We start from the raw sequence: 21,625 nt of genomic DNA on the forward strand, positions 1-21,625 counted from the left end.
GCCTTGCGCCGACGTGTTCTCACACCTCGCGCGCGCCGACCATGCCCATGATCTCATAGGTCTGGCGCAGGATCGGCGCGGCAATGGCGCGCGCCCGCGCCGCACCATCCGCCAGAATCCGGTCAATCTCGGAGAGATCCTGCATCAGCCGCGCCATTTCCGTGGAAATTGGCGCGATCCGGTCCACCGCCAGATCGGCCAGCATCGGCTTGAACTCGGAGAACGGCTTGCCGCCCGCCTCTGCCATCACCTGATCGACCGTCATATCGGCCAGCGCGGCATAGATATTCACCAGATTGCGCGCCTCTGGCCGCCCCTCCAGCCCCGCCACCTCTGAGGGCAGCGGCTCGGGGTCGGTCTTGGCCTTGCGGATCTTTTTGGCGATGGCGTCGGCATCGTCGGTCAGGTTGATGCGGGACATGTCCGAGGGATCGGATTTCGACATCTTGTTCGACCCGTCGCGCAGGGACATCACCCGCGTCCCGCTCCCTTCGATCACCGGCTCAGGGATCGGAAAAAAATCCACGCCGTAATCATGGTTGAATTTCATCGCGATGTCGCGCGTCAGCTCCAGATGTTGCTTTTGATCCTCGCCTACCGGCACATGGGTGGCATGGTAGGTCAGGATATCGGCGGCCATCAACGCAGGATAGGCAAAGAGACCGAGCGAGGCGTTTTGCGCATTCTTGCCCGCCTTGTCCTTGAACTGCGTCATCCGCTGCATCCAGCCCATGCGCGCCACGCAGTTGAACACCCACGCCATCTGGCTGTGTTCCGCCACCTGAGATTGGTTGAAGAGAATGGATTTCGCCGGATCAAGGCCAGAGGCAATGAACCCCGCCGCCAGTTCGCGCGTTGCACGGGCGAGATCGGCAGGCTCTTGCCAGACGGTGACGGCATGCAGGTCAACCATGCAATAGAGCGTCTGGATGCCCTTGTTCTGCGCCTCGGCAAAGCGTTTCAATGCACCCAGGTAATTGCCCAGATGCAGGTTGCCCGAGGGCTGGATTCCCGAAAACACGCGGGGGGTAAAGGCCGCCTCGGTCATGGCGCAACTCCGTGGTGGATTTCTCTGCCCGCCTCGCTTACCCATGCGCCGTAGCCCCGTCAAGGAGAGGTGCCATGTCTGACCAGAGACCCCCTGCCCCCGTGAACCCCCTGCCCCCGTTTGTGATCGCCCTTTTTCTGGTGATTGTCGGCGTCGAAGCGGCATTTACGCTTGGCGCGCGCGGGCTGATCGGTGGTCCTGATGCCGTCGGATGGCGCTCTGCCGCCATTCAGGATTACGGCTTCAACGGCGAAATCATGGCCTGGATGCTGGAAAACCGGACATGGCCGATGGAGCATCTGCGCCGGTTCGTGACCTATGCCTTTGTGCATGGCAGTTTCACCCATGCTCTGTTTGCCGGGGTATTGCTCTTGGCGATGGGCAAATTCGTCTCGGACGTGTTCCGTCACTGGGCCGTTCTGGTGCTGTTTTTGGTCAGCACGGTCGCGGGGGCCCTTGTTTACGGACTGGTCGTGCGGGACTCCCCTTGGCTCATCGGGGCTTTTCCGGGGGTCTACGGCCTCATTGGCGGATTCACCTATATCATGTGGCTGCGCCTCGGGCAGATGGGCACCAATCAGGCACGGGCCTTTACGCTCATTGGCGTGCTGATGGGGCTGCAACTGGTATTTGGCCTGCTGTTTGGCGGCAGCGCTACATGGGTCGCGGATGTGAGTGGGTTTGCCACCGGGTTTCTGGCCTCCTTTGTACTCAGTCCCGGCGGGTGGTCACGTGTGCGCGCAAAGCTGAGACACGACTAGCGGCGCAGGCGGCTGCGGATTTCCTGCATGCGGAATGCGCCCAGCATCTGACCAAAGAGTCCGTAGGCCAAGGTGCCGATGGCGATCAGAATGAGAAGTGCCAGCCACCGCCAGCCACCGATTGCAAAGAGTGGCCCCATCAGCGCTCCTGCCCCCCAGAGGACCGCGCCCATGAGGGCAGAGGCCAGACAGATCCGCCAGAAGCGGCGGTGAAACTGTGCGTCAAACCGCGCCACTTCACCAAACTTCCTCGCGCCGCCAGAGAGTTGCGCAACCATGACCCAAGCGGCAATAGAGGTGGCGATGGCGGCAGCAATCCAGCCAATGAGATAGGCCAAGCCTACGGCCAGCGCGGCATTCACCACCATCGCCATCAGGGCATAGCGAAATGGGCTGCGGGTGTCTTCGCGGGCAAAAAAGATCGGTTGCAGGATCTTTTGCAGAACAAAGGCTGGGAGGCCGAGGCCATAGATAGCCACGGCGAGGGCCGTGGCGGCGCTGTCGTCGGCACCGAATGCGCCGCGTTCAAAGAGCACGGACACCAGTTGAATCGGGATCACGGTGAGGGCAACGGCACAGGGAATGGTGAGGGCCAAAGCGATTTCACCAGCCCGCGACAAGGCGAGGCGTGCGCCGGTATCGTCCTGTGCCTTGAGGCGGCGGGAGAGGTCCGGGAGCAGGACAATACCCACCGCAATGCCCACAACCCCGAGCGGCAATTGGTAGAGACGATCGGCGGAATAGAGCCAGCTTACGGCCTTTTCTGTATTAGACGCAACGACTTGGCCGACCAAAAGGTTGACCTGCACCACCCCGCCAGCCAGTGCCGCAGGCACAGCGATGCGCACCAGCTGTGCCATTTCTGGGGTCCAGCGGGGGCGCACCAGTGGCAGGTGCATTCCGGCCCGGCGAGAGGCGTGCCAGACGAGAGCGAGTTGCGCGAGGCCGGCGATGGGGATGGTCCAGACGAGGGCCTGAGCGACTGGACCGCCGGTCATAGCGGCAAATGTCATGGCCGACACCAAAAATACGTTCAAAATCAATGGCGCCGCCGCGGCAGCCGCAAAGTGACCTGATGCATTGAGCATGCCGGAAAAAAGCGCCGCGAGCGAGATAAAGAAGATGTAGGGAAAGACGATGCGGCCAAATTCCACTGTGATGTCAAAGCGTTCATCACCAACAAAGCCCTCGGCCGTGGCATAGACCAGAGCGGGCATGAAGATCATGCAAAGGCCGGTCAGGGCCAATAGGATAAGGCTGAGGCCGGAACAGGCGAGAGCCGCGAATCCCAAGGGGTTGTCGTTTGATTCCAATCGCTTGGCAAACATCGGAACGAAGGCGGCGTTGAACGCGCCCTCGGCGAAGAAGCGGCGAAACATATTGGGCAGGCGGAAGGCCGCGACAAAGGCATCCATGACCACGCCGGGGCCAATGTAGCTGGCGATCAGCACGTCACGCACAAAGCCGAGGAGGCGACTGAGCAACGTCCAGCCACCGACGGTGAGGATTCCGGAGAGGAGGCGGATCGGTTTCATGTGTGGCCTTTTGCCTGTGCTTGACGCCGAGAGTTAGACGATCGGCAGGCCGGGGGGAAGGGTCTGCGCCCTACGGGTATGCGGCCTGAGCCTAGAGGCGCGCCGGGCATTAATCGCTTGGCAAGACCTGCCTGTCAGGGTCGGTCCAATGAGCCAAGGATGCGCGAGGCGCATGCCAAAGACCGACCTCAGCCTGATACCAATGCTTCCCGTGACGGCGCTACGCGATCATGTTGCGGACCACGCACCCTCACCTTCGTCCCAGCACACATAGGCCTGACACTCGCCGCGTCCGCATTCGGCGGGCATTTCCACGCCGTCCTCGGGGTTGGGTATGTCGAGTGACAATAGTTGTTCAAAGGGGTGTAAAGTGAAAGTTGGAAATGGTCGGTTCACTCCCGCGCTTTCTCAAAATCGCCTTGCCGGACGTTAGTGCCTGTTGTGAATAAAGCTGCGGTCAAATATGGCCAGCTACACATGGAGTTTCTCTGGCCGGTTTGAAAAGTTTCCCGGCTTTTGGACGCTGTTATTCCGCTGGAACTGAGGCCAGGGTTAGAACTTCGCGAATTTCAGCTTGGGACATATGACCCTCTTCAATAGCGATATCGGCCATAGTTCTGCCCTCGCAGAGCGCACGTTTGGCCATGGCCGAAACACGCGCATACCCCAGCTTTTTCAGGAAAACGGTCGAGACGCCAAACGATTGCGCAAGGTTGAGATAGCTGCGCACCTCGTCCACCTCCAGCCCGGCGATGCAGCGCGCGGCAAAGCTATGGGCGGCGGCGGTAATCAACGCCATCTGTTCGAAGAGAGACAGGGCGATCAGCGGTTCGAAATGGTTGATCTCCATCTGGCCGGACTGCGCAGCGATGGCAATAGCCGCATCATGGCCATGAACGCGCATCCAGACCTGCTGGACCGTCATGGGGATCACCGGATTAACCTTGCCTGCCATGATGGATGAACCGGGTTGCACAGGCGGCAATCGCACTTCGCCCAAACCCGACGCCCCGTCGCTGCCAAGGATCACCAGATCGGCGGCCAGCTTGGCCATGATGGCAGAAAGATTGCGAAGCTCTGCCGACAAGCGCAGAAACCCGTCGGCGGCATGCATGGCATCGAATGCATCATCCGCCAACCGTATCTCCATGCCAAACACCTCAGAAAGAGCGGGAGCAATGGCGCGGCGATAGCCCTGAAATGCCCCAAGACCTGTTCCGATTGCGGTCCCGCCCATCGGAACCGTGCGCAGGGCATCAACCGCCGCCCGCACCGCCAACAACGCGCGCGACAGGGCGCTGGCGTGACCCGTGAAATACTGGCCCCATGTCATCGGCTGCGCCGCCTGCATGCAGGTTCGTCCGGTGCGCAGCATGTCCTTGGTTTCACCGGCCTTGACGCGCAGCGCCGAAATCAAGGTCTCTATTTCTCTGGTCAGGGACGGTTCGGTCAGAACACAGGCCAGCTTGACCGCTGTCGGCAGGGCGTCATTGGTGGACTGGCTACAATTGACATGATCGTTGGGATTGACCCGCGCATAGCATCCCGGCCTATCGCCGAGGATTTGCCCCGCACGGTTTGCGATCACCTCGTTGAAATTCATGTTGGTGGATGTGCCACCAGACCCCTCCAAAAGGGGTGTGGGGAAATGCTCAATGTGACCGCCAGCCGCGATCTCGTCACAGGCGGTGATGATGGCGCTTGCCACATCTGAGGCCAAAGCCCCCACCTCGCGATTGGCCATCGCGGCCGCGCGTTTGACCAGCGCCATGGCGCGCATGAAGTCGGGATAGGCCGAGAGAGGCAGGCCCATGCCGGCAAAGTTTTCCAATGCGCGTGCGGTATTGGACCCATAGAGCGTGCCATCAGGCAATTGGACGGCACCAAGGCTGTCGGATTCAGTGCGATACGTCATGAGCGCCTACAGGATTTGAGCAAGGAATTGCTGGGTGCGGGGGTCTTGAGCGTTGTCAAAGAAGGTCGCGGGCGGACCGGACTCTACGATCACCCCGCGATCCGTGAAGTAAATGCAATCTGCGATCTCGCGGGCAAAGCCCATTTCATGCGTGACAAGGATGCAGGTCATGCCATCCGCCGCAAGGTCCTTGATCGTCATCAGAACCTCTTTGACGGTCTCGGGGTCAAGGGCCGCTGTCACCTCGTCAAACAGCATCACGTCGGGGTTCATGGCCAGCGAGCGCGCAATTGCAACGCGCTGTTGTTGGCCTCCGGACAACTCGCCGGGGTAGGCGTCTTCCTTGCCGTTCAGACGGACCTTGGCGATTAGAGCGCGCGCACGCTTTTCCACCTCTTCACGGTCCTGGCCGAGCACCTTGATGGGTGCCATCATCACGTTCTGTAAGGCTGTCTTGTGCGGGAACAGGTTGTATTGCTGGAACACCATCCCGACCTTCTTTCGCAGGGCGAGTTTGTCCAGCTTTGGGTCGTTGACTTCCAATCCCTCAACGGTGATCGAACCTGCCTGAATGTCGTTCAGCGCATTGATGCAGCGGATCAGGGTCGACTTGCCCGAACCCGACGGCCCGATGATGCAGATCACCTCCCCTTTCATCACGTCGAGCGAGATACCTCTGAGCACTTCTACGGGGCCAAAGGACTTGTGCACGTCTTTTAACGACACGATTGGCTGTTGGGGGGTCCAGGTCATGGAAGCCTCGCTCATAGTTTCACCGAGTATTTTCGTTCCAGAACACGCGTCAATGAGCTGATCGGATAGCAATAGAGGAAGAACCAGGACAGAATATAAAGGTACATCGGGATCAGGAGATCAACACGTCCCTCGGCGCTCAACGCCGCGCGGGTCAAGGCCATGACATCATCGACCCCGATGATGGACACCAGCGGCGTCGCCATCGTCAGGACCGCGTAGAGATTCATCCAGGAGGGCAGCACGCGTTTGACGGTCTGTGGAAGGATGATGTTCGTCAGGGTCATTCGGCGGCTGAACCCCAAGGATTCAGCAGATTCCCATTGTCCCGTCGGGATGGACAGGATCGCGCCACGCATGAATTCCGACGTATAGGCCATGACCGGCAACGACAGACCAATCACAGCCTTGATCCAGCCGGGGAACGGGATGTTCACGCCGAATATCTCGAACTGGAATGGGATAAGCAGGATGCAATAGAACAGAAGGACAAGCCAAGGCGAGTTGCGAAAGAACTGAGTGACGAGCCATGCAGACTGCCGTATCGGGCGGGTCTGCGACACTTGCAGAACCCCCAGAAACACCCCCATGACCGTCCCGATCAGCATCGACAGCACGGAAATCAGGACATTAAAGCCAAACCCTTTGGCCAAGGTGGGGGTCCATTCCAACAGGATCGTGATGGTCGTGCGTTCGTCCGGCGTTGCAAGCTGGGCAAAGGCAGGACCGATCAGCACGGCGGCCAAGGCCAGCACAAGCGCCGTGAGCGTCCAGAGATTGAAGAGCCGATCCGCAAGCGGCAAACCATCGGCGCGCAGGCGCATGGGCAGCATCACGGGCATATGGCCGCGAACCTTGGGTTTCAGATGGGGGGAATACATGGTCATTCTCCATATCCGGGGATGCGCAGCGCCTTTTCCCAGCGATGCAGAACCCAGACCAGAATGGCGACCAGACCCACATAGGACACCAGCAGAACGTTCATCATCTCGCGCACGTTCAGATCCTCGGACCAGATTTGCGCCGAGACATAGAGCAGTTCCGGCACGGCAATCGCATAGGCGAGCGTTGTGGTCTTTACCAGATTGACCAGATTTGTCCCCAGCGCCGGCAAAGAGACACGCACTGCCAGCGGCAGCACGATATCGGTATAGATTTGCAGGCGCGTATAGCCCAAGGCTTCGGCGGCCTCGACGGTTGAGCGCGGCACGGCCTCGACCCCTGCGCGAAAGATTTCCACGTTCAACGCGCCAGCGAACAGCGAGAGCGAAATGATGGCCCAGCCGAAATTGCTGATCAAAGGCTGCGGCAGACCATTGTCGCCCGTGATCCGGAGCACCGTGCCGATGGCGAAGTAAAAGAAGTAGAGCTGGACCAATGGAGGTGTATTGCGAAAGAACGCGACAAAGATCCCGACCGCCACCCGCAATGTCCGTGACGGCGCACCTTGGACAGCAGCCCCCAGAACCCCGACGATGAGCGACAAGAAGATCGACACGACCGACAGCTTGATCGTCATCCAGAGACCCGCGACATAGCGACCGCGATTGTAATCGTCGCTGACCACGGCAAGGTTCAAGAACCAGTCGGGGCGCAGCCAGTCGATAAATGTGTTAACGAAGTCCATCGGCTCGGATCACCTTTGTCGCAGCGCAAAGAGATGCCCGGCAGAGGCGTGCGCTGCCGGGCAGTTCAGCAAGGACGGGTTATTTCAACCTGTCGTGCTCTGCCTGAAGGAACGGGCTCGGCGCGATGCCGTTTGCCGCGTTCCGTTCGATCAGATAGCCGGATTTGTGCCAATCCGTGACGATCTCGCTCATCAATTTACCATAGGGCTGGTCGAGTTCCTCCAGCGGGACGGCGATGGACCAGGCCTGCGGGTCTTCGGTCGGGAAAGGCATTTCAAACTCGGCCCATTGCGCGTCAGAGGCCAGTTGCGATTCGATCCAAGTATTGTCGTAGAGAAAGGCGATGCAGCTTCCGTTCGAGAGCGCCGCAGTCGCCTCTGGGATACCGGCAAAAGCGACCAGATTGGGACCATAGAGTTGCGTGACGCGCTTGTTGTAATAAGAGCCTTGCAGCGCGCAGACGTCTGTGCCCTTCAGGTCTTCCCAATTTTTGAGACCCGCAGCCTTGGGAGCCAGAACATTGGTGCCACCAGCGTAGTAGTTGGGCTCGATCATGCCGATCACCTCACGCCGCTGTGGGTTGTCCCCCATCGTCGCGATGATCAGGTTGATCCGCCCTTGTTGCAGGAATTCCATGCGGTTGGATGCGACCACCGGAACCAGTTCGACCTCGACCCCCAGCCGCTCAGCGACGTCCTTGGCCAAGTCGATCTCAAGGCCCTGCAGTTGGCCGTCCGAGGTCAGATAACCCCATGGCTTGTAGTCCTGCTTGACGCCAACGACGATCTTTCCGGCATCCTTGATATCTTGCAGCGCATCGGCCATGGCGGCGGTGCTGGTCAAGGTGGCCACAACGGCGGTCAGTGCAGCTTTGATAAACGTCCTCATTCCACTCTCCTGTTGTCTGGTGACAACACGTCTTGCGTGCTGCTTCGGAAGTGATGAGGTTTTGACTCTTACGAGTCCAGAAAAAAAATCGCATTTGTTATTTTTTCTCTAGAAAAATTACACTTGCGCCAATGCAATCTCCGCATGACACTGATGGTGCCTAAGTGAAAAGTGTGCCGGTTATGAAAATAGACGAAAAGTTAACCCAAGCGTTGCCAAACCTGCCTCGCAAGTTGGCCGTTGCGGCCCGCTATGTGCTTGATAACCCGGAGCGAATTGCAGTGGATTCCATGCGCTCTGTGGCTCAGGCCTGCGGTGTGGCCGCGCCGACAATGCAACGACTTGCGCAACATATGGGATATGAGGGCTATGATGGGTTTCGACAGGACTTTCAGAAACTGTTGATGGGGCGCGGCTTTGGGGCAAGGGTAGACGCACTGCGTAATAACTTTCAGAGCGACTCGCTGTCGAAACTGATCGCGCATATGACAGAGGCCGCCCAGAATAATATCGCAGAGGTTGCCGCTCATCTTGATCCAAAGGAAGTTGCGGCCTTTGTTGCCGCTGTCCGTCGGAGCGGGCGTACATATGTGATTGGCGCAGGCTCAATGTATTGGGCAGCGGGTATGATCGAGGCAACCGGACGTCTAGCTTTGCCCGATCTGGTCACGCTGCCAGCCGGGACCGTGGCCGCCAGCGAGCGGATTTCGACAATCTCCAGTAGCGATACTGTGCTCGCACTCGGAATCGCTCCGTATTGCGCGCAGACAATTGACGCCATGCAATATGCACGTCGCGCGAGTGCGTCAGTTTATGCCATCACCGACAGACCCAGTTCGCCACTGGCCCCCTATGCTGACGGGGTCTTTCTGGCACCGACTGCCAGTCCGCATTACTTCCCTTCAGCGATCGCCGTGCAACTTGTCGCAGAAATTCTGTTGGCGGCCTGCGCCGCAGCCAGCGGTAACGCCACGCGCCACAGACTGCGGCAGTTGGATGAGATCCGCCGCGCAAGCGGCGTTTATCTGGACGATTAGGGGCTATTCACGTTCAGAATTGAACGGACACTCTGATCCGGGAACGTGGTCACTATTGGCGCGAATATCCTCTTAGCGGTTCGGTTTGGTTGCTGAGGTTAACCTTTGATCAGGAGACCATCACCCATGGCTGATGCCACATCAGAGGTAAGCCTGCCGTGCCCTTAGAGGTTTGCAGATTTTCGTCATCTCAATCCCCGAGTTGATAAAATGAGCCGGAAACCCTCCGTTCGGCAATATGCTTAAACTGTGCCATGCACGCTGACGTCAAACAGCGCTGTACAACGGACGGGCGGCGTGCGGTGAAATCGGTATCATTTCCGAACGCCTGCGGATATTTCTCTACCAAGGTCGGCCAGTTGCGACCAAGGTAGAGCGTATGGACAGCGGCCAATGCCGGTCCATGCAAGAGGATAAAGCCGAAATGACGACGAACAACATCCGAGAATGGCTCCAGGAGCGGCCGGAAATCGAATCTGTGTTTGCCTGTGTCTGTGACCTCAATGGCGCGATGCGGGGCAAGCGCCTGCCCATTGAGAAGGCCAAGGCGATCATGGATGACGGGCTGCGCCTGCCGCTGTCGGTGCTGAGTGTGGATATCTGGGGCGAGGATATCGAGAATAACGAACTGGTGTTCGAGACTGGCGATTCCGATGGTATTTGCGATTACACCGGGCGTCCGATTGTCATGGTGAACTGGACCAGCCGCCCCTCGGCGCTGGTCATGTTCTGGATGAGCACCGAGGATGGCGGGCCGTTTCCGGGCGACCCGCGCCATGCCCTGTCCAATATCGTGCAGCGCTACAAGGCACTGGGGCTGACGCCGGTGGTGGCGACTGAGTTGGAATTCTACCTCTGTGACCCGCGCGAGGCGCAACCGCGTCCGCCCTGTTCGCCGGTGACGGGCAAGCGGCTGGATTCCGATGGGGCGCTGTCACTGGACGAATTGCAGCATTTCGATGAATTCCTGAATGACGTCTACGATGCCTGCCACGAGCAGGGCATTCCCGCCGATGCCGCGATTTCCGAGAACGGCGCGGGGCAGTTTGAAATCAACATGGTGCATGTCGCGGACCCGTTGCAGGCCGCCGATGATGCGGTGCTTTTCAAGCGGCTGGTGCGTGGCATCGCGCGCAAACATGGCATGGCGGCCACGTTCATGGCCAAGCCCTATGGCGACAGATCAGGCAGCGGATTTCATGTGCATTTCAGTCTGGTGGATGAGAACGGGGTCAACCTGTTTGACAATGGCGGCGAAGAAGGCACGCCCTTGATGCTGAATGCCGTGGCGGGCCTGCTGGAGACGATGCAGGAGAACACGCTGACCTTTGCGCCGCATCAGAACTCTTACCGGCGGCTCTTGCCGGGGGCGCATGCGCCGACGGGCGTGGCCTGGGGCTATGAGAACCGCACTGCGGCCATTCGCATTCCGGGCGGCAGCCCCAAGGCGCGGCGGATCGAGCATCGCGTCGCGGGGGCCGACGCCAACCCCTATCTGGTGCTGGGCAGTATTCTAGGCGGCGCGCTGATCGGGATCGAACAGAAGATGGACCCCTGTGCGCCGATCGAGGGCGATGCCTATAGCCAAAAGCTCGATCACCTGCCGCTGGATTGGGCGACCGCGATTCAGGCGTTTCGCCGGGGCAAACATGTGCAGGATGTGTTTTCCCGACGGCTTCAGACCATGCTGGTCGAGTGCAAGATGCAGGAACTCAAGCGGTTCACGCGCTATGTGACCGATTTCGAGTATGATTCCTATCTGGAGAGCGTGTAGCGCAGTGTGCGTTTGCCGGTCACGGCGACCGGCAAACGCGATGTGCCCTCAGAGCGCGACGCAATCGGCGAAATAGCGCATCACGCCGTCCTCATCGACCTCATGCACCAGCCCGTGAATATCGGTTTCAAAGCCCGGACATTCCTTGGCAAAGGCGCGGTTGAACCTGAGGTATTGCACGATGGTCTTGTTGAAGACTTCGCCGGGGATCAGCAGGGGGATGCCCGGCGGATATGGCGTGACGAGGCTGGTGGTGATGCGCCCCTCAAGATCATCGATGGCGACACGTTCCGTGGTGCGGCGCGCGATATGGGCAAAGGCATCGCTGGGCGTCATGGCGGGGGTGAGGTCGCTCAGATACATATCGGTCGAGAGGATCGCGACATCGTATTTGGCGTAGAGCGCATGCACATGCTGGCAGAGATCCTGCAACCCCATGCTTTCATAGCGGGGCTGTTTGGCGCAAAACTCGGGCATCGCACGCCACATCGGCTGGTTCTTGGCGTAATCGTCCTTGAACTGTTGCAGCGCGGTCAACAGGGTATTCCAGCGCCCCTTGGTGATGCCGATGGTGAACATGATGAAGAAACTGTAGAGACCGGTTTTCTCGACCACGACGCCATGCTCTGCCAGATATTTAGTGACGATGGACGCGGGAATCCCGGTCGTTTCGAAGCGACCATCAAGGTTGAGACCCGGCGTGATGATCGTGGCCTTGATCGGATCGAGCATGTTGAAGCCGGGGGCCATTTCGCCGAAATCATGCCATGAATCCTCGCCATCGGAGGGTTGCACGCCATCGGCGTCGGTCCGTTCCAGCACCCAATCGTCTGCATCGCCGATGCCCTCGTCACCGAGCACATCCGGCCCCCAGACCTGAAACCACCAATCGTCCTCGCCAAACTCTGCATCGACCTTTTGCATGGCGCGGCGGAAATCGAGCGCCTCGGCGATACTCTCCTCGACCAGCGCGGTGCCGGCGGGCGGCTCCATCATCGCGGCGGCGACATCGCAGCTTGCGATGATGCTGTATTGCGGGCTGGTGCTGATGTGCATGAGATACGCCTCGTTGAAGAGATGGCGATCCAGTTTGGTTTTCTGGCTGTCCTGCACGAGAATATGGCTGGCCTGACTGATGCCGGCCAAGAGTTTGTGGATGGATTGGGTGACATAGGTCACGGAATGTTCGGGGCGGGCGCGGTTGCGGCCCATCGCGTGGAAGTTGCTGTAGAACGGATGAAAGCTGGCGTGGGGCAGCCAAGCCTCGTCAAAGTGGAAATTCTCCACATAGCCGTCGAGCAGATCCTTGATGGTTTCGGTGTTGTAGAGAACGCCGTCATAGGTGGATTGCGTGAGGGTGAGGATACGCGGCTGCACGGTGTCGGGATCAACCCCGGTCAAAAGCGGGTTGGCGCGGATCTTGGCCTTGATCGAGTCGATCTCGAATTCGCCGCGCGGGATCGGGCCGATGATGCCGAAATGGTTGCGGGTGGGGCGCAGAAAGACCGGGATTGCGCCGGTCATGATGATGCTGTGCAGGATCGACTTGTGGCAGTTGCGGTCAACCACGACCACATCGCCGGGGGCGACGGTGTGATGCCAGACCATCTTGTTGGAGGTGCTGGTGCCGTTGGTCACGAAAAAGCAGTGATCGGCGTTGAAAATGCGCGCGGCGTTGCGCTCGGACGCGCCGATGGCGCCGTCATGGTCGAGCAGTTGGCCGAGCTCCTCGACCGAATTGCAGACATCGGCGCGCAGCATGTTTTCGCCGTAGAACTGGTGATACATCTGGCCAATCGGGCTTTTGAGAAAGGCAACGCCGCCGGAATGGCCGGGACAGTGCCACGAATAAGAGCCGTCTTCGGCATAATCGAGCAGCGCCTTGAAGAACGGCGGCTGGATGCCTTCGAGATAGATCTTGGCCTCTCGGATGATGTGGCGGGCGACGAATTCCGGCGTGTCTTCGAACATGTGGATAAAGCCGTGCAACTCGCGCAGGACATCGTTGGGCAGGTGGCGGCTGGTCTTGGTCTCGCCATAGACATAGATCGGCACGTCGGAATTCTTGCGCCGGACCTCTTGAACGAAATTGCGCAGATTGGTGACAACCGGGTCGATGTCGGGGCCGGGGCTGAATTCTTCATCGTCGATCGACAGGACAAAGGCGCTGGCGCGCGATTGTTGCTGGGCGAATTGCGAGAGATCCCCATAGCTTGTGACACCCAAAACCTCGAATCCCTCGTCCTCTATGGCCTTGGCCATGGCGCGGATACCAAGACCCGAAGAGTTCTCGGACCTAAAATCCTCGTCGATGATCACGATGGGAAAGTGGAATTTCATAGACTTCTCCTTTCGGGAGACAGCGGGTGGACAGGCGCGCCAAGCAGAGCGGGAAACCCCAATGCCCGGAGGTTTCCGACTCTTGCGTGTTTCTTTCTGTTGCGTGGGGTGAGGTCAAGCCCTGTGACCAAGCGGCGTGGCCGCTTTGCGCCGATGTGGCACCGTTGGGCGGCGGGCCTTGGGGTCAGAGCCCCAAGGCGCGGCGGCGGCTGTCGGCCATGCGATTGAGCAGGTGATCGGCCATCAGCCCGATGAAGGCCACGGCAAAGCCCAGAACAAGCCCCTTGCCCACATCGGTGGAACTGAGGGCACGTTGCATTTCCTGCCCGAGATCCTGCGTGCCTATAAAGGCCGCGATGATCACCATGAAAAGCGAAAACATCAGCGATTGGTTCACACCGACCATGATGGTTGGAAAGGCCAGCGGCAGGCGGACGTGGCGCAGGCATTGGGCACGGGTGGCCCCCGACATATCCGCCGCCTCGATCATCGCCTCGGGCACGCCGCGCAACCCCTCGATGGTGTAGCGGATCAGTGGCACGGCAGCAAAGAGCACCACCGCCCCCACCACCGCCACGTCATTGACCCCAAAGAGCATGATCACCGGAATGAGGTAGATAAAGCTGGGAAAGGTCTGAAGACTGTCGCAGAGGAGAAGCACGCGTTTGGCCCGCGTCTCATACCGTGCGGCCCAGATGCCAAGCGGAAAGCCGAAGCTGGTCGCGACCGCAACGGCCACAAGCACGGTGTAGACCGTGATCATGGCACGATCCCACCAGCCGGTGAGGGCGATGTAGCCGAAGAACCCAAGGCAGATCAGCGCCGAGCGCCATCCGCCCACGGCAAAGCCCGCCGCCGCCACAAGTGCCAGAACCGCCGTATAGGGCAACCACAAGAGCGCGTCGCGCACGGGGATGAGAACCCAGGTGATCAGGAACCAGCGCAGCCATTGGGTGACGGGATCAACCGTCACGATCACCCATGTCATCATCGCATCGAGCGGGTCCGCCACCGAGAGCGATTGCCCGCGCCCGACCTCTGCAAAGAAGGGCACCAATGCGGAGAGGGCAAAGCCCGCGACCATCAGCCCGGCCCAGGTGGTCAGCACGCGGTGTCGCGTCCCCCAGGCGATTCCCGGTTCGTGGTGGGTGGGCTGACGCTCGGCCCAAGCCTTGGAACAGCGGTCGAGGGTTACTGCGAGCAAGACGATGGTGATGCCGATTTCAATGGATCGCCCGATCTTGAGCGCCTGCAACAGTTGCAGGAGTTTCTGACCCAGCCCCGGCATGCCGATAAAGCTGGCCAGAACGACCATCGCCAGACATTGCATGATGACCTGATTGACGCCCACCAGAATTTCGGTGCGGGCGGTCGGGATGCGCACGCGCGTCATCAATTGCCAGCCGGTGCTGCCGCACATCTTGCCGCTCTCGATCACCTCGGGCGGCACCTTGCGCAGACCCAGCAGGGTCATGCGGATCATCGGAGGCACTGAAAAGATGATGGTGACGATTGCCCCCGCCTTGGGTCCGACGCCGATGAACACCACCACGGGGATCATATAGGCGAAATGCGGCAGCGATTGCGCGATGTTGAGGATCGGGTTCATCACCGCCTCGACCCTGTGCCACCGCCATGCCGCGATCCCCATCAAAAGGCCCACCAGCACCGAAAACGGGGCGGCCACAACGATGACCGACAGGGTTTCCATGGCCCAGGTCCATTGCCCCATGAGGGCGATCCAGACAAAGGTGCCCCCCGCCAGCAGCGCCAGACGCCGGCCGCCCAGCCAATAACCGAGACAGGCGGCGGTGATCGCCACGACCGACCACGGCAGCGGGCCAAGTCGCGGCCAGCGGTTCTTGCCGTAGAGGATGTTGGCGGTGACATCGAGCAGCCATTCAATGCAATCGGCAAAGGCGCGGGTGACATGGATCAGCCCGAGATCATCGCGCAGCCATGTGAAAAACGCATTGATCCAATCCGCCAGCGGCAGGATCAGGATTTCGGCGGGACGCATGAGCGCGTCGGGGAGTATCGGACGGGCAAGGACAAGACAGACCGCGACGGCCAGGATTGCCCAAGCGGGGTTGAGCCGCGGTTTGGCGGGAGACGGAAGGGGAAGCGCGCTTTCGCTCATGTGTGGCCCCCGAGCAGGATGTCGAGCGCCTCTTGTCGGTTGAGGGTTCCCGTAATGCGACCTGTGTCATCGGCGACGGGCAGGATTTCACGAGGATCGTTGATCAGAAGGCGCGCAAGGGCGCGGATTGTGGATTTTCCGGCGACGGGCAGACCCTCGGGCCGGGTGCCATTGATCGGGCGGGCAAGGCCAGAGGCATGCACGACGCGCGCCTTTTCGATCTCTTCGGTGAATTTGCGGACATAATCGGTCGCCGGGTTCAGGACGATCTGATCGGGCGTGTCGCATTGCTCGACCGCGCCATCCTTCATGATGGCGATGCGGTCAGCCAAGCGGAGCGCCTCGTCGAAATCATGGGTGATAAAGACGATGGTCTTGCCCAGCAACTCTTGCAGGCGCAGGAATTCGTCCTGCATCTCGCGGCGAATGAGCGGATCAAGCGCCGAAAACGGTTCGTCCAGAAACCAGATATCCGGCTCGATGGCGAGAGAGCGGGCGATGCCGACGCGCTGTTGCTGGCCACCGGACAATTCGCGCGGAAAGTAATCCTCGCGCCCGCCGAGCCCCACCAATTCGATCACCTCCAGCGCGCGTTTGCGGCGGGTGGCGCGGTCCTGCCCGCGCATTTCCAGCGGAAAGGCCACATTTTCCAGCACTGTGCGATGCGGCAAGAGGCCAAAACTCTGGAACACCATACCCATCTTGTTGCGCCGCAGGTCGATCAGCTGTTTCTCAGAGAGCGCGCCGATGTCCTGCCCCTCCACTGACACAGTGCCGCCGGTGATCTCGATCAGGCGCGACAGGCAGCGCACAAGGGTAGATTTGCCGGAGCCGGACAGGCCCATGATCACCAGCATCTCGCCGCGCGCGATATCGAGCGAGACATCACGCACCGCCGAGATATAGCCCGCCTGACGAATGGTCTCGAAGCCGGGGTCGGTGTTGAGACCCTTGAGATAGGTCTCGGGCGACGGGCCGAAGAGTTTCCAGACATTGCGGCATGAGATCACGGGTTCAGAGACCGGCACGCGACACTCCCTTGTTACTAATGGAGAATCCTCACCCGTGGTGGGCCACGAGTGAGGCGGGTTTCAAGGCAGGATCAGTTGGTCCAGACCTTCCAGACGTCGCCGTTGTCTTCCAGCCAATGCGTTGCGGCCTCTTCTGGCTCCATCTCGTCGATGTCTACCAGCTTGGCCATTTCCGCGATTTGCGGGTTGGTAAAGCTGATCTTGGTCAGCATCGTGTAGGCATCCGGCCATTTGTCCTTCATCCCATCCCAAGCGGCCTTTTTCAGATAGCCATTGGCGGGATTGCCGCAATCATAGGTCTTGTCCGGGTTGGGACCAACGGCGGGGTCTTTGTCGCAGCCTTCGACCCATTCCGGGAACTCGACGAATTCGCCGGGCCAGACAGCTTCGGCGAAATTGGGTGTCCAGTTGAAGAGGACGATCGGCGTCTTGGTCTTTTCGGCAGAGCCCAGTTCGGCCCAGAGTGCTGCGGCAGAGCCTGCGTTGACGACCTTGAAGTTCATGCCCAGCCCATCGACACGTTCCTGATCATGCTTGAGCCAGTCCACCGGACCGCCAAGGAAGCGCCCGGACTCGCCGGTTTCCGGTGTGGCAAAGGCGGCGGCACAGGCGTTCAGCGCCTCCCAATCGGGCAGGCCGGGACAGGCGTCTTTGGTCCACATCGGATACCACCAATCCTCGCGGGTGACGGCATCGTGATCGCCCGCATCGTGCAAGCCGCCCTTTTCCAGCGCGGCGCGGAAGGAGGCGCCAAACGCGCCTTCCCAGACTTCCATTTCGAGGGCGACATCGCCCAGACGGACGGATTCGTAAACCGACTGGCTGTCGGTCGAGACATATTCGACACTGTTGCCCATGGATTCAAAGATCTGGCCGACCACATGGCTCATCACGATCTGGCTGGACCAGTTGTGGATGGGGATGACGATCGGATCTTCGGAATCCGCCAAGGCGCCCGTTGCGGCCATCGCGAGTGCTGCAACCCCGCCGGCCATTCGCAAACGTACTCTCATTCTGAAAACTCCCTGTGTTGGTTTTTCCCGCCCGTTTTTCGGGCTTTGGTAAGAGAAGTTTACGGATGGGATATGAACACGTCAGACCACGGGCATGAACGAACTGGACTTAATTGTGAAAAAATATTAACAGGAAGAAACCGCACAGAGGGCTCACAGGTGGCAAGAGCGGCGCATATCGTGATCATCGAGGATGAACCCGTCACCCGCACGACGCTGGCGGAGTATCTCATGTCGCATGGCTACACGGTCACCGCCTTTGACAGTGCCGAGAAGGCCGATCCGATGCTGGCCAGCGACCGCGCCGACCTTTTGCTGGTGGATATTACACTGGATGGCAAGGACGGGTTGCAGATCACCCGTGAGCAACGCGCGCGCTCGGATATCGGCATCATCCTGACCACCAGCCTCAGCGATGATGTGGATCGGATTGTCGGGCTGGAACTGGGGGCGGATGATTACGTCTGCAAGCCGTTCAATCGGCGCGAATTGTTGGCCCGGATCAAGAACCTGTTGCGGCGTACCGAGGCGCAGCGCCGCTTTTCACGTCAGAACGTGCGGTTTCACGGCTATGCCTTTGCCTTTGCCACCCGCCAGTTGATCGCCCCGGATGGCGAACCGATCCGGATTACGCGGGCCGAATTCGAGGTGCTGGCGGAGTTGGTGCGCCATCCCGGCGAAGTTCTGGGCCGCGAGCGGCTGATGACGGTGATCACCCATCGCCAGCAGCACCCCGACACGCGCACCGTCGATGTCATCATCCGCCGCCTGCGCACCAAACTGGAAGAAGACGCCAGCGCGCCTCGGTTCATCACCACCGCCCATGGCGAGGGTTATGTGTTCACCGCCACTTTGGACTGAGGGGCGGCTGTCAGGTCATCAAGCGCTTGTATGACTGTGCTGCGCGCCTGTTCAATTTCCTTGGGAAAAGCGGTGAGCGCCGTGGCCACGGGGATCAAATCGCCCGACCGGGCGGCGGCTTCGATCTGTTTCAAACACGCAGAGAGACCGGGCAGGCTGAAATTGCCCGCCGCCCCTTTCATCCGGTGTGCGACCTTGGCGGCGCGGGTGGTGTCACGGGTGTCCACGGCCTCTTGCAGGGCGGTCGCATCCGAGGTGAGGCCGTCGAGATAGAGGTGAATCGCCTCGACGGTCTGCTCCCGACCGAGATCGGCAACCATGCTGCCCAGAACATCGCGCGGTCCGCTCGCGAGCCAGGAGAGCGACCGGGACGAGAGGAACACGCCGCGCCGCTGTCCGCCTGTGACCTGTTCCAACGCCGCAACCAGCCGTTCGGGCGAAACCGGCTTGGCCACAAAGCAATCCATTCCGGCGTCAAGCTGTTCCTCGACCTCGTCGTCCTGAACATGGGCGGAGATGCCGATGATCGGCAGGCTGCGCCCGACGGGCATGGCGCGGATGCGGCGCGTCGCCTCTGTGCCGGAAAGACCCGGCAGGTTGACATCCATCAGCACCAGATCGAAGCGCTCGGCAGTGAGCAGCGCGAGCGCCGCCTCGGCGCTGTCGACGCAGACCGCTGTGTGGCCCATCCGTTCGAGATAGCTGCGCGCGACCATCTGGTTGACCTTGTGATCCTCGACGATGAGCGCATGCAGGCTGCGGTCGTCGCGCACCGGGGTCCAATCTGGCGGAGTTTCGGCCAGTCCGGCGGCATCGGCCAGGTCGAAATCAGCCATGAAGGTAAAGACCGAACCGACGTTCGGCGTGCTCTCGACGCGGAGAGCACCCCCCATCACCTCGGCGAATTTACGGCAGATCGCGAGGCCAAGACCGGTGCCACCATAGCGCCGTGCGGTCAGCCCGTCCTCTTGCTCGAACGCCTCGAAGATGCGCTGGCGCGCCTGTGCCGAAATGCCCTTGCCGGTGTCACTGACCTCAAGGATCAGGGTGACACGCCCGGCCCCGGCGGGTCGCACGCGCAGCCGCAGCACAACCTCGCCCTCTTCGGTGAACTTGACCGCGTTCGAGACGAGATTGAACAGGATCTGGCGCAGCTTGGCCATGTCGCCCAGCACGGCGGCGGGGGCATCCTCGGGCAGGTCGAGCCAGAGCACGATGCCCTTTTCCCGCGCGCCGGGGTCCAGCAGGGTCACGATCAGCTGCATCACCTCGGTGATGGAAAAGACCGCGCGTTCCTCATGGGCGCCGCTGAGTTCGGTTTTGGAATAGTTGAGGATGTCGTTGAGGATGGTCAGCAGGCTCTCACCCGAGGCGCGGGCGGCACGCAGCTGTTCGAGTTGCGCCTCACACAGACCATCCGCCGAAAGATTGCGCAGCATCCCCAGAACCCCATTCATCGGCGTGCGGATTTCATGGCTCATCATCGCGAGGAATTCGGATTTGGCGCGGTCCGCGGCCTCGGCCTTTTGGCGGGCCACGGCATGCGCCTCGACTTCGCCGCGCAGTTGTTCGGTTTTCTCGGCCACCAGTTCTTGCAGGGCGGTGCGGTGGCGGTTGAGTTCTTCTTCGTTGCGGCGGCGGGCCTCTTCGAGATTGCGGTTGGCGATGGCCTGACGGCGAAACACCTCGACCGCGCGTTCCATGCCGGCGATCTCGTCGCTGCCACGGGGGGCCACGCGCATGTCCAGCTGACCGGCGGCCAATCGGGTCATCATGTCCGAGAGATTGTCGAGACGCCGCGAGATATTGCCGCGCACGTAGAACCAGAGCACGCCCAGCGACAGCAAGAGCGCGAGCCCCGCCGCCCCGGCGCTGCGCAACCGGGTGGCGCGGATCACCTCCATCGACGTGGTTCCAGCAAAGAGCGCATCCGCCTGCACGCGCGTGGCAAGATCCGTCACCGCGCCATGCAATCGTGTGGCGGAGACCCGGAGCGCCGCCTGTTCGCTGTCGATCTGACGTTCCAATTGCAAGATGCCATCGGTCAGCCCCAGCAGCCCCTGCCCGCCTGCGGGATCGCTGAGCGGCAGGATAGTGGCCAGCAGGGTCTGCGCCTGCGCGGCACGGCCCGGATCACGGATCGCCGCCACGCGGCGCGCGACGATTTCGGTGCGTTCCCGCAGATTGGCGCTGATCGAGGCGAGATCGGTCGGTTCGGTCAAGGTCGCGATGCGGTTGAAGAGAAGCCCGATTTCGGCAGTCCGCGAGCGCAATTCGAACATCAGACCGAGTTGGAAGAGATCGACCTCGATCAGCTTGTCCAGCGTGGCAAGGCGCGACGAGGTGCCGGGCGCGCCGGTGTCGTATTCATAGAGGTTCGAAATCACTGCCGCGGTGCCCATTTCGGCGTTGGCGACCAGCGTGTCAGCCATGTTCAGGAGCGCGGAGGTCGCTCCGAGGGCGCGGTTCAGACCCTCCTCCCGCGCCTGCACCAGCGAGAGGCGCTGTTTCACCAAGCGGTCCAGTTCGGCGATACCGTCCTTCATGGCCGCGACGGCGCGGGTCATATCGCCGCCAGTGCCGCCATGTTCGGATTGAAACCGGGTGAGGTGATCCGAGAGCGCCGCCACCCGCGCGCTGAGATAGGCCGCACGGTCACGGCGTGCGGCCTCGTCATCGACCGCTGCCAGTTCCGGGGCGACGGTGATGATGGCCGAGCTTTCTTCGGTAAATCGGCGCATGTCAGACAGGACCGGGATCGAGTTTTCATAGAGCTGTTGTTGGGCGCGGGTGACATCGCGCAGTTCAAACCAGCCGAAAAACCCCGCAAGCGCCGGCAGCCCGGCGATCACGAGAAATGCCGCGAGCAGTCGCGCGCCCAATCCGGTTCTGGTTCTCATC

The 21,625-nt window shown here is 60.6% G+C and carries 16 protein-coding genes; 4 read left to right on the forward strand and 12 right to left on the reverse strand.

The window, feature by feature from the left end; genetic code table 11:
* Positions 1–19: 19 nt before the first annotated feature.
* Positions 20–1,048: a tryptophan--tRNA ligase gene (trpS, locus tag ACSSVY_RS16555; protein ID WP_454270677.1), complete on the reverse strand. Its 1,029-nt coding sequence runs from the start codon at positions 1,046–1,048 to the stop codon at positions 20–22.
* 74 nt (positions 1,049–1,122) lie between these two features.
* Between trpS and ACSSVY_RS16560 the strand changes: the two genes are divergently transcribed.
* Positions 1,123–1,809: a rhomboid family intramembrane serine protease gene (locus tag ACSSVY_RS16560; protein WP_040650296.1), complete on the forward strand. Its 687-nt coding sequence runs from the start codon at positions 1,123–1,125 to the stop codon at positions 1,807–1,809.
* Here the strand turns inward: ACSSVY_RS16560 and murJ are convergent.
* The 6 genes from murJ to ACSSVY_RS16590 all read right to left on the reverse strand — a co-directional run bounded on the left by murJ (position 1,806) and on the right by ACSSVY_RS16590 (position 8,528).
* Complete coding sequence (gene murJ / locus ACSSVY_RS16565; RefSeq protein WP_454270678.1) at positions 1,806–3,344, reverse strand: murein biosynthesis integral membrane protein MurJ; 1,539 nt, start codon at positions 3,342–3,344, stop codon at positions 1,806–1,808. The genes ACSSVY_RS16560 and murJ overlap by 4 nt on opposite strands.
* 526 nt (positions 3,345–3,870) lie before the next feature.
* A complete protein-coding gene (locus ACSSVY_RS16570) occupies positions 3,871–5,259 on the reverse strand; it encodes an aspartate ammonia-lyase (protein WP_454270679.1) in 1,389 nt (462 codons plus the stop codon).
* A 6-nt stretch (positions 5,260–5,265) separates the two neighbouring features.
* Entirely contained in the window at positions 5,266–6,012 is a 747-nt protein-coding gene (locus tag ACSSVY_RS16575; protein ID WP_454270680.1) for an amino acid ABC transporter ATP-binding protein, read from the reverse strand.
* Between the two features lie 11 nt (positions 6,013–6,023).
* Positions 6,024–6,899, reverse strand: coding sequence for an amino acid ABC transporter permease (locus ACSSVY_RS16580; RefSeq protein ID WP_454270681.1), 876 nt, complete (start codon positions 6,897–6,899; stop codon positions 6,024–6,026).
* On the reverse strand, positions 6,896–7,639 hold the full coding sequence (locus ACSSVY_RS16585) for an amino acid ABC transporter permease (protein WP_454270682.1): 744 nt from the start codon (positions 7,637–7,639) through the stop codon (positions 6,896–6,898). Before ACSSVY_RS16585 ends, ACSSVY_RS16580 begins: the two co-directional genes overlap by 4 nt.
* A 79-nt stretch (positions 7,640–7,718) precedes the next feature.
* A complete protein-coding gene (locus tag ACSSVY_RS16590; protein ID WP_454270683.1) occupies positions 7,719–8,528 on the reverse strand; it encodes a transporter substrate-binding domain-containing protein in 810 nt (269 codons plus the stop codon).
* A gap of 182 nt (positions 8,529–8,710) precedes the next feature.
* On the opposite strand from ACSSVY_RS16590, the gene ACSSVY_RS16595 reads away from it, so the two are divergent.
* Positions 8,711–9,565: a MurR/RpiR family transcriptional regulator gene (locus tag ACSSVY_RS16595; RefSeq protein WP_454270684.1), complete on the forward strand. Its 855-nt coding sequence runs from the start codon at positions 8,711–8,713 to the stop codon at positions 9,563–9,565.
* A 424-nt stretch (positions 9,566–9,989) separates the two neighbouring features.
* On the forward strand, positions 9,990–11,339 hold the full coding sequence (locus ACSSVY_RS16600; RefSeq protein ID WP_454270685.1) for a glutamine synthetase family protein: 1,350 nt from the start codon (positions 9,990–9,992) through the stop codon (positions 11,337–11,339).
* 48 nt (positions 11,340–11,387) lie between these two features.
* Here ACSSVY_RS16600 and ACSSVY_RS16605 read toward each other — a convergent pair whose 3' ends face one another.
* From ACSSVY_RS16605 to ACSSVY_RS16620, 4 genes are all read right to left on the reverse strand, one after another.
* Complete coding sequence (locus tag ACSSVY_RS16605; RefSeq protein ID WP_454270686.1) at positions 11,388–13,679, reverse strand: Orn/Lys/Arg family decarboxylase; 2,292 nt, start codon at positions 13,677–13,679, stop codon at positions 11,388–11,390.
* A 184-nt stretch (positions 13,680–13,863) separates the two neighbouring features.
* Positions 13,864–15,819, reverse strand: coding sequence for an ABC transporter permease (locus tag ACSSVY_RS16610; protein ID WP_454270687.1), 1,956 nt, complete (start codon positions 15,817–15,819; stop codon positions 13,864–13,866).
* Complete coding sequence (locus ACSSVY_RS16615) at positions 15,816–16,847, reverse strand: quaternary amine ABC transporter ATP-binding protein (RefSeq protein ID WP_454270688.1); 1,032 nt, start codon at positions 16,845–16,847, stop codon at positions 15,816–15,818. The genes ACSSVY_RS16610 and ACSSVY_RS16615 overlap by 4 nt, the downstream gene beginning before the upstream one ends.
* Positions 16,848–16,921: 74 nt before the next feature.
* A complete protein-coding gene (locus ACSSVY_RS16620) occupies positions 16,922–17,863 on the reverse strand; it encodes an ABC transporter substrate-binding protein (RefSeq protein WP_454270689.1) in 942 nt (313 codons plus the stop codon).
* A gap of 159 nt (positions 17,864–18,022) precedes the next feature.
* Between ACSSVY_RS16620 and ACSSVY_RS16625 the strand changes: the two genes are divergently transcribed.
* The gene (locus ACSSVY_RS16625) at positions 18,023–18,724 is read left to right on the forward strand and encodes a winged helix-turn-helix domain-containing protein (RefSeq protein WP_454270690.1); all 702 of its coding nucleotides are present in this window, start codon (positions 18,023–18,025) and stop codon (positions 18,722–18,724) included.
* On the opposite strand, the gene ACSSVY_RS16630 is transcribed toward ACSSVY_RS16625, so the two are convergent.
* Positions 18,697–21,624: an ATP-binding protein gene (locus ACSSVY_RS16630; protein WP_454270691.1), complete on the reverse strand. Its 2,928-nt coding sequence runs from the start codon at positions 21,622–21,624 to the stop codon at positions 18,697–18,699. The genes ACSSVY_RS16625 and ACSSVY_RS16630 overlap by 28 nt on opposite strands.
* Between the last annotated feature and the right edge of the window lies 1 nt (position 21,625).

The sequence above is a fragment of the Roseovarius sp. MBR-51 genome, assembly GCF_053628575.1.

Bases quoted from the DNA above. Each gene is read 5' to 3' on its own strand.
- ACSSVY_RS16590 (WP_454270683.1), bottom strand. From the start codon at position 8,528: ATGAGGACGTTTATCAAAGCTGCACTGACCGCCGTTGTGGCCACCTTG.
- ACSSVY_RS16580 (WP_454270681.1), bottom strand. From the start codon at position 6,899: ATGACCATGTATTCCCCCCATCTGAAACCCAAGGTTCGCGGCCATATG.
- ACSSVY_RS16570 (WP_454270679.1), bottom strand. From the start codon at position 5,259: ATGACGTATCGCACTGAATCCGACAGCCTTGGTGCCGTCCAATTGCCT.
- ACSSVY_RS16585 (WP_454270682.1), bottom strand. From the start codon at position 7,639: ATGGACTTCGTTAACACATTTATCGACTGGCTGCGCCCCGACTGGTTC.
- ACSSVY_RS16610 (WP_454270687.1), bottom strand. From the start codon at position 15,819: ATGAGCGAAAGCGCGCTTCCCCTTCCGTCTCCCGCCAAACCGCGGCTC.
- ACSSVY_RS16620 (WP_454270689.1), bottom strand. From the start codon at position 17,863: ATGAGAGTACGTTTGCGAATGGCCGGCGGGGTTGCAGCACTCGCGATG.
- ACSSVY_RS16600 (WP_454270685.1), top strand. From the start codon at position 9,990: ATGACGACGAACAACATCCGAGAATGGCTCCAGGAGCGGCCGGAAATC.
- ACSSVY_RS16630 (WP_454270691.1), bottom strand. From the start codon at position 21,624: ATGAGAACCAGAACCGGATTGGGCGCGCGACTGCTCGCGGCATTTCTC.
- ACSSVY_RS16605 (WP_454270686.1), bottom strand. From the start codon at position 13,679: ATGAAATTCCACTTTCCCATCGTGATCATCGACGAGGATTTTAGGTCC.
- ACSSVY_RS16595 (WP_454270684.1), top strand. From the start codon at position 8,711: ATGAAAATAGACGAAAAGTTAACCCAAGCGTTGCCAAACCTGCCTCGC.
- ACSSVY_RS16575 (WP_454270680.1), bottom strand. From the start codon at position 6,012: ATGACCTGGACCCCCCAACAGCCAATCGTGTCGTTAAAAGACGTGCAC.
- ACSSVY_RS16560 (WP_040650296.1), top strand. From the start codon at position 1,123: ATGTCTGACCAGAGACCCCCTGCCCCCGTGAACCCCCTGCCCCCGTTT.
- murJ (WP_454270678.1), bottom strand. From the start codon at position 3,344: ATGAAACCGATCCGCCTCCTCTCCGGAATCCTCACCGTCGGTGGCTGG.
- trpS (WP_454270677.1), bottom strand. From the start codon at position 1,048: ATGACCGAGGCGGCCTTTACCCCCCGCGTGTTTTCGGGAATCCAGCCC.